Source organism: Mesorhizobium waimense (assembly GCF_003601975.1).
Classification (GTDB): Bacteria; Pseudomonadota; Alphaproteobacteria; order Rhizobiales; family Rhizobiaceae; genus Mesorhizobium; species Mesorhizobium waimense.
Genome location: NZ_QZWZ01000101.1, coordinates 1 through 7,359, shown reverse-complemented (window position 1 = coordinate 7,359; position 7,359 = coordinate 1). Strand labels below are relative to the sequence as shown.

Sequence of the window (7,359 nt, the reverse complement as noted above, 5' to 3'; positions counted from 1 at the left end):
GACCTTCCAGTGTTTGACTATACCTCCATGGTTGAATTCTTCGTCGATGGCCTGACACGCAAACCGTTCAAAGGACTCCTTTGACGAGGGATGCCCGTGGGGGTCGTAAGAGAAAACTGCGATCCTCGATATAGCGGAACGACAAATCACCAAATACAACCGTATGTCGATCTCTGCTGCTGAAGCGGATCGCCCTACACGGCGCGTCCGAGAGTTGCTCCCCTATTGACAGGCCGAAGTCAAGTGCTTGCCTAGTCTAGTTTCCGTCCATAAACCGCAACCGGTTGATTTTATTTAGTGAATCGTAGCTTTGCGCGAGCAAGGCCCGGCGGTTTCAGGTATCTTGGATCATGCCACTGAGTCCAATTCCCTGCCACCGCCGGAGCCGACAATGCGCCAAGAACGCACCGTCCAAGATGGGGTATTCGGCTTGCGCCCCATCTTTGGCGATGATGCAAGTAGGTGCCGCGCTTCGAGCTGATGATAGAACCTGGTCTGTCTGGAACAGCCACAAAGCATCAGGAAGGAAGCGCAGCATGAGGCACTATGCCGGATTGGATGTCTCGGTAAAAGAGACCGCTATTTGCATTGTTGACGAAATAGGCGCGGTTTGCCGTGAGGTGAAGGTGCGGAGCCATCCAGAGGATCTTGCGCGGGTCCTCAAGGATCCTGCCTGGCGGCTTGAACGCGTCGGGCTTGAAGCCGGGCCATTGTCGCAATGGCTGTTCAGCGGCTTGGCGGCGGCAAGCCTGCCCGTGATCTGCATCGAGACCCGGCACACTAAGGCGTTCCTGAAGGCCCAGCCGAACAAATCCGATCGCATTGACGCCCGTGGTATTGCGCAGATGATGCGGGTCAACTTGTTTCGCCCGGTGCACGTGAAGACACTGACAAACCAGAAGCGCCGGGCGCTGCTGACCGCCCGTAACCTTCTCCAGGAGAAGGCGATTGCCATTGAGAACGATATCCGTGGCCTGCTGCGCAACTTCGGGCTCAAGGTTGGCATGGTCGGTGTCGTCAAGTTCGCGGTGCGCATCCGCGAGCTTACTGAAGACATGCCTGATTTGGCCGAAATCATCGAACCGCTCCTCGACGCCCGTGACAAGCTACGCCAGAATTTTGCCGCCCTTCACCGCAAGCTTTTGGCGATCGTCCGGGATGATGAGGTCTGCCGCCGGCTGATGACGACGCCGGGTGTAGGTCCGGTCGTGGCGCTGGCCTATACCGCGACGATCGACATCCCGGCCCGTTTCCGCAACTCCAAGGCGGTCGGGGCAATTCTTGGCTTGACGCCAGTGCTCAATGAGTCGGGTGAAAGCCGGCGGGTTGGCCGGATCTCGGCATGCGGCGATGGCATGATGCGAACGCTGCTCTACGAGGCCGCGCAAGTCCTGCTGACGCGCGTGGCGAAATGGTCCTGGCTGAAGGCCTGGGCGGTGAAAGTCGCCAGGCGGCGCGGCCGGCAAAAGGCCGTTGTTGCGCTCGCCCGCCGGCTGGCGGTGATCATGCATCGCATGTGGACTGATGGCACACCGTTTCGCTGGACAAAGGAAAGCACACTGGTCGCGGTCTGACCGGGGCCGTTAAGGGAGGAGACAACAGAGTTCCACTTGCCGGGTGGAAAGATGTCCTTCGCGGGACGATGGATGAGGTGAGTTCGCTATGCTGGCAGTGCCGATCGTAGATCAGGACGCGTCCAAGATTGTACCACCTCGTTCTGCGGATTCCCCATACTGGGAGGGCCAAGGCGCCGATCCCGAAGAGAAGCAAGCCCCTCGAAAGACGTCAGATGCCGGCGAAGCGGAAAAGCTCGAAAGCGCTTGACCTCAACGTGCCGAATAGAGAAGCCAGATCCTATGAGGAGGGTGGATAGCGACCTGCGCTGTGGCAAAGTGAGGTCGCTGAATCAACACCTTACCTGGAGGCAAGCATGCCCGTTGCAGCTCACCAATCCGAAGCGCCGACCGCCATCCGTACCGATCTTGGCGCAATCTTCGTCTCATTGGAACTCAGCCGCTCGAAATGGCTGATCACCTCGCTGTCGCCGGGTGGCGGGGAGAAGATGTCGAAGCATGCGGTGGCGGCCGGCGACGTCGCCGGACTGCTGGCGCGGTTTGCCGAGCTCAAGAGGAAGGCGCGGACCGGGCAGTGCTTTCCGATCATCGTGATCCAGGAGGCCGGGCTCGACGGCTTCTGGATCCATCGTGTGTTGGAGGCCGAAGGGATCGAAAGCCACGTCGTCGATCCGGCGTCGATTGCGACTTCGCGCCGGCGCCGCCGAGCAAAGACCGACAAGATCGACGGCGAGGCGCTGGTTCGGGCGTTGCTGGCCTACAAGCGAGGCGAGCCACGGGTGTGTGCGATGCTCCGGGTGCCGGCGCCCGAGGAGGAGGACCGTCGCCGCATCACGCGTGAGCGCAAGGCCTTGACGAACGAGCGCGTGCGCCACGTCAACCGCGTCAAAGGCCTGCTGTTCGCCCAGGGCGTGTCCGGCTATGAGCCGCTGCGCCGCGACCGGCGCAAGCGGCTGGAGGCGCTCAAGACCGGCGACGGCCGACCCTTGCCGGCACATCTGCAGGCGCAGGTAGGCCGAGAACTCGACAGGCTCGAACTGCTGCTGGAGCAGATCAAGGCTGTCGAGGCAGCGCGCGATGCCATGCTCGCAGCCGTGCCGGTCGTCTCGCCGGCACCGGCGATGCTGCTCGACCTGAAGGGCATCGGGCCGGAGTTTGCCGCCGTCTTGTGGTCGGAGGGGCTCTCCCGTCACTTCGACAACCGACGACAGGTTGCCGCCTATGCGGGCCTCGCGCCGTCACCCTGGCAGAGTGGAGCGGTCGATCACGATCAGGGGGTATCGAAAGCCGGCAATCCAAGGCTGCGAACGACGCTGATCCAGACGGCCTGGCTGTGGCTGCGCCATCAACCGCAATCGGCGCTCACCTTGTGGTTCCAGGACCGGGTCAAACACAACGGCGGCCGCCTGAAGAAGGCGACGATTGTTGCGCTCGCCCGCAAGTTGCTCGTCGCGCTGTGGAAATACGTTAGCGCCGGCGTCGTCATCGAGGGCGCGGTCATGAAGATTGCCTGATGCGTTAGCCGAACTGAATCTGCAAATCTTCCAGGACCCGATCCTGGTGGATCCAGGTGGGACGAGCCGAGAATATGCATGGCCCTGAATGGCCGTAAGCCAGAATGGTCTCGTCCTCCTGAGCCTTGTCCGCCGCAAGCGGGATGTTGGTGCCGCTGTCTCAAACAGCGACCGTATATAAGTTGGATCTGGCTCGGATAAACGAGCCGCGTCACGCAATCAGGCTCAGACCATGGATTTAGCCCAACCGAACCGGGGAAGTGAAAAAATGTTGCCCTGACACACACCCGTTCCGCCTTGATCTTCCTCATATAAGCATATTCGATCTTTTCGCCACGCACGAGATCGGCCACGACCTGAAGGCGATGTCGCAATGGCTGGACGAGCATCGCGATTTGCTCGGGCTGGTGGCGCGGGACCTGTGTCGAGATGACGTCAAGGCCACTGGACGGCAAGGGTTGCCCGCCGAAGCAGTGTTGCGTTGCGCGCTGCTCAAGCAATACCGCCAGCTGAGCTACCAGGAGCTGGCGTTCCACCTCGAGGACTCGGCCTCGTTTCGCGCCTTTGCCCGCTTGCCATGGTCGTGGAGCCCGCAGAAGTCGGTGCTGCAAAAGACGATCAGCGCGATCCGGCCCGAGACCTGGGAACAGGTCAATCGGACGCTGCTGTCGGGCGCCCGGCAGGCGAAGCTCGAAGACGGCGCGGTCGTGCGGCTGGACAGCACCGTGACCTCGGCACTCATGCATGAGCCGAGCGACAGCAGCCTGCTTTGGGATGCTGTGCGGGTCATGGTGCGCTTTCTGAAGCGGGCCGATAGCCTGGTAGGCGGCGCTGGCTCATCATGGCGCGATCATTGCCGCGCAGCCAAGAAGCGCGCCCGCAAGATCCAGTTCACGCGCGGTCGACCTAATCGCGTCCAACTCTACCGTGAACTGATTGCAATCACTCGCGCGACCTTGGCCTATCTGAAGCAGGCGAGCGAGCGATTGGCCATGGCGAGCACGCCACTCATCGCACTATGGCAGGCCCATGCGGCGCGACAATCAAGGTGAGAGCGCGTCTCACCCAGATTGTCGCGCTACAGGCCCAGGTCCGTCAGTACCGGCCGTTGGTCGAACGCATCATCAGACAGAGCGAGCGGCGGGTGTTGGCCGGCAAGCCGGTGCCGGCTGGCGAGAAGTTGGTCAGCCTGTTCGAACCGCATGCCGATATCATCGTCAAGGGCAGCCGCGATACCGAGTACGGTCACAAACTCAACCTGACCACCGGCAGGAGCGGCATGATCCTCGATCTGGTGATTGAAGCAGGCAATCCGGCCGACAGCGACCGCTTGTTGCCCATGCTGGAGCGCCACATCGCCCTCTATGGTCAAGCGCCGCGGCAAGCGGCGGCCGATGGCGGCTTCGCCACTCGCATCAATCTGGCCACAGCGAAGGCATGGGGCGTCTGCGACATGGCCTTCCACAAGAAAGCCGGCCTCCGGATCGAGGACATGGTCACAAGCAAGTGGGTCTACCGCAAGCTGCGTAACTTCCGCGCCGGCATCGAAGCTGGCATCTCTTGCCTCAAACGTGCTTACGGCCTGGCGCGCTGCACCTGGCGCGGCCTTGATCACTTCAAGGCTTACGTCTGGTCCTCGGTCGTGGCCTTCAACCTCGTCCTCTTCATCCGCCTCAAGCCGACCTGAGCCGGAGCCGCCATCGCGGTTGCGTCGCGCCGGCCATTGCATCCGCAGTGGCGTGCGCCTGATCGTGCCGATGACACCATTCTGTCGACGGCCAACGCTCATGACACTATCCGTGCCCGCTAAGACGCCCAAGCAGGGAGCACGCGATTGTAAACCCTGCGAAATTTGCACGTTTACGGACGGAAACTAGTCTAAGGCTTGTTGAGATTCATCGTGAGTTTATGACGGCAGCAGCAAGATTGATGAAGGCTGCGAAGCTCTGGTCGGTTTTGTCAGCTCGCATGGCGATACGCTTGAATTCCTTGAGTTTGCAGAAGAAGTTTTCGATGAGATGGCGCCATTTATAGACTTCCTTGTCGATCTTGATGGGATGTGTGCGTTGCGGGCGCTGCGAAATGACGATCTGCGCACCGCGTTCATTCATTTCCTCAATGATCCAGTTGGCGTCGAAAGCCTTGTCGGCAAGGATGGCATGGAAATCGATACCATCGATCAATGGAGCCACACCGATCGTATCGTAGCGTTGGCCGGGCAACAGATGAAACCGCACGAGATTGCCAAGAGCATCCGTCAGGGCGAGGATCTTGGTCGTCCAGCCGCCTTTCGACTTGCCGATCGCCTGATTTTGAGTCCCCCTTTTGCGCCGTGTCCGTGGCGGTGGACCGGAACAATCGTCGCATCGATCATGGCATATTCCATGTCTGGATCATCCGAGACCGCGTCGAACAGTCTCTCGAACACGCCCTTCCTCGACCAGTCGTCGAAGCGTTTGAAGACCGTGTTCCAGTTGCCGAAGTCTTCCGGCAAATCCCGCCAAGGGCTGTTGGTGCGCGCTTTCCAAAGAACGGCTTCAAGAAAAAGGCGGTTATCGCTGCCACTGCGGCCGGGATCGCTATCCTTGCCAAGGCAATGGGCAGCCATCTTCTCCCATTGAGCGTCGGTCAAAACAGTCCGAATCATCTTCAAACTCCTCAAAAGGAGCTTGAATCACGAACCAAGAATAGCCGAAACCCTGAATCTCAACAGGCCCTAGTGCGCGTCCATAAAGGCCGGTTTTTCTTGGGTTTGAAGGGTCGTTCTGGCCGCACAACCGGTGCTTCTTGGCAGCGCGTGATGGCACGAGCGTGCCGATTGGCGAGCGAGAGCATTTGGTGCGGCCATGCCAGCATAGGGTATCGGCCAGCGCCTGCCGGCGTGCCACTGAACGCGACCCGATGAGTGGCGTCAGACCGGTTTGAGGCGGGTGAAGAGTGCGAGATTGTAAGCCACCACAGAGGACCAGACATAGGTCTTGAAGTGGTCGAGCCCGCGCCAGGTGCAGCGCGCCAAGCCGTAGGCACGTTTGAGGCAGGAGATGCCGGCCTCGATGCCGGCACGGAAGTTGCGTAGCTTGCGATAGACCCAATGCTTCTAACCATGTCCTCGATCCTGAGGCCGGCTTTCTTGTGGAATGCCATGTCGTGGACGCCGCAAGCTTTGGCCTGGCTGAGATTGTCGCGACTGGCAAAGCCGCCGTCGGCCGCCGCCTGCCTCGGCGCGTGACCATAGAAGGCGATGTGGCGTTCCAGCATCGGCAGCAATCGATCGCTGTCGCGCGGATTGCCCGCCTCGATCACCAGATCGAGGATCATGCCGCTCCTGCCGGTGGTCAGGTTGAGCTTATATGAGGGGGGTCAAGCGGGACCTTTTGTCTAGGGCGGCATTTTCTGCTTGGGTGATTGCAACATCCACGGTCTGAGCCTGATTGCATGACGTGGCTCATTGCCGAGCCAGATCCAACTTATATACGGTCGCTGTTCGAAACAGCGGCACCAACATCCCGCTTGCGGCGGACAAGGCTCAGGAGGACGGGACCATTCTTGTGGAGCGGCATTTCAGGCCATCCCAACCTTCGGTTCGTCCCACCTGGATCCGCCAGGACTGATCGGGTCCTGGAAGATTGCAGAATTCAGTTCAGGTACGCATCAGCCGGTCTTCATGACAGCGCCCTCGATGACGAGGCCCGCATTGACGTATTTCCACAGCGCGACGAGCAGCTTGCGGGCGAGCGCAACAATTGTCGTCTTCTTGAGACGACCGCCGTTGTGCCTGACCCGGTCCTCGAACCATAAGGTAAGAGCCGATCGCGGTTGATGGCGCCGCCATAGCCAGGCGAGCTGGATCAACGTCGTTCGCAGCCTGGGATTGCCGGCTTTCGAAACTCCCTGATCGTGATCGACCGCGCCGCTCTGCCAGGGTGTTGGGGCAAGGCCCGCATAGGCGGCAACCTGTCGTCGGTTGTCAAAGTGACGCGACAGCCCCTCTGACCAAAGGACAGCTGCGAACTCCGGGCCAATGCCTTTCAGGTTGAGCAGCATCGCCGGAGCCGGCGAGACGGTCTGCGCGACAGCCAGCATGGGCATCGCGTTCGGCCTCGACCGCCTTAATCTGCTCCAGCAGCAGTACCAGCCGATCGAGCAGGGCTCCGAATCCAGGTTAACGGGCTTTGGTTTGGAGGATGGCCGTAAGGTATGCGAGGTCCCATCCTGCGATTTTGCGGCGGAGTTTGAGGCTCGTCGGCCGTGGAGCGGGGGGCTTCTGGGTT

The 7,359-nt window shown here is 60.6% G+C and carries 2 protein-coding genes and 4 pseudogenes; 3 read left to right on the top strand and 3 right to left on the bottom strand.

The window, feature by feature from the left end; translation table 11 throughout:
- Positions 1 to 536: 536 nt before the first annotated feature.
- The 3 genes and pseudogenes from D3227_RS39350 (at position 537) to D3227_RS39340 (ending at position 4,775) form a co-directional block, all read left to right on the top strand.
- The gene (locus D3227_RS39350; RefSeq protein WP_120019353.1) at positions 537 to 1,574 is read left to right on the top strand and encodes an IS110 family RNA-guided transposase; all 1,038 of its coding nucleotides are present in this window, start codon (positions 537 to 539) and stop codon (positions 1,572 to 1,574) included.
- 356 nt (positions 1,575 to 1,930) lie between these two features.
- Positions 1,931 to 3,088, top strand: coding sequence for an IS110 family RNA-guided transposase (locus D3227_RS39345; RefSeq protein WP_120019352.1), 1,158 nt, complete (start codon positions 1,931 to 1,933; stop codon positions 3,086 to 3,088).
- A 311-nt stretch (positions 3,089 to 3,399) separates the two neighbouring features.
- Positions 3,400 to 4,775: pseudogene (locus D3227_RS39340) on the top strand (ISNCY family transposase).
- Between the two features lie 208 nt (positions 4,776 to 4,983).
- Here D3227_RS39340 and D3227_RS39335 read toward each other — a convergent pair.
- The 3 pseudogenes from D3227_RS39335 to D3227_RS39325 all read right to left on the bottom strand — a co-directional run.
- Positions 4,984 to 5,696, bottom strand: a pseudogene (locus D3227_RS39335) (IS5 family transposase).
- A gap of 303 nt (positions 5,697 to 5,999) precedes the next feature.
- Positions 6,000 to 6,439, bottom strand: a pseudogene (locus D3227_RS39330) (transposase); the annotation flags it as partial.
- 300 nt (positions 6,440 to 6,739) lie between these two features.
- Positions 6,740 to 7,232, bottom strand: a pseudogene (locus D3227_RS39325) (transposase); the annotation flags it as partial.
- Positions 7,233 to 7,359: the final 127 nt, after the last annotated feature.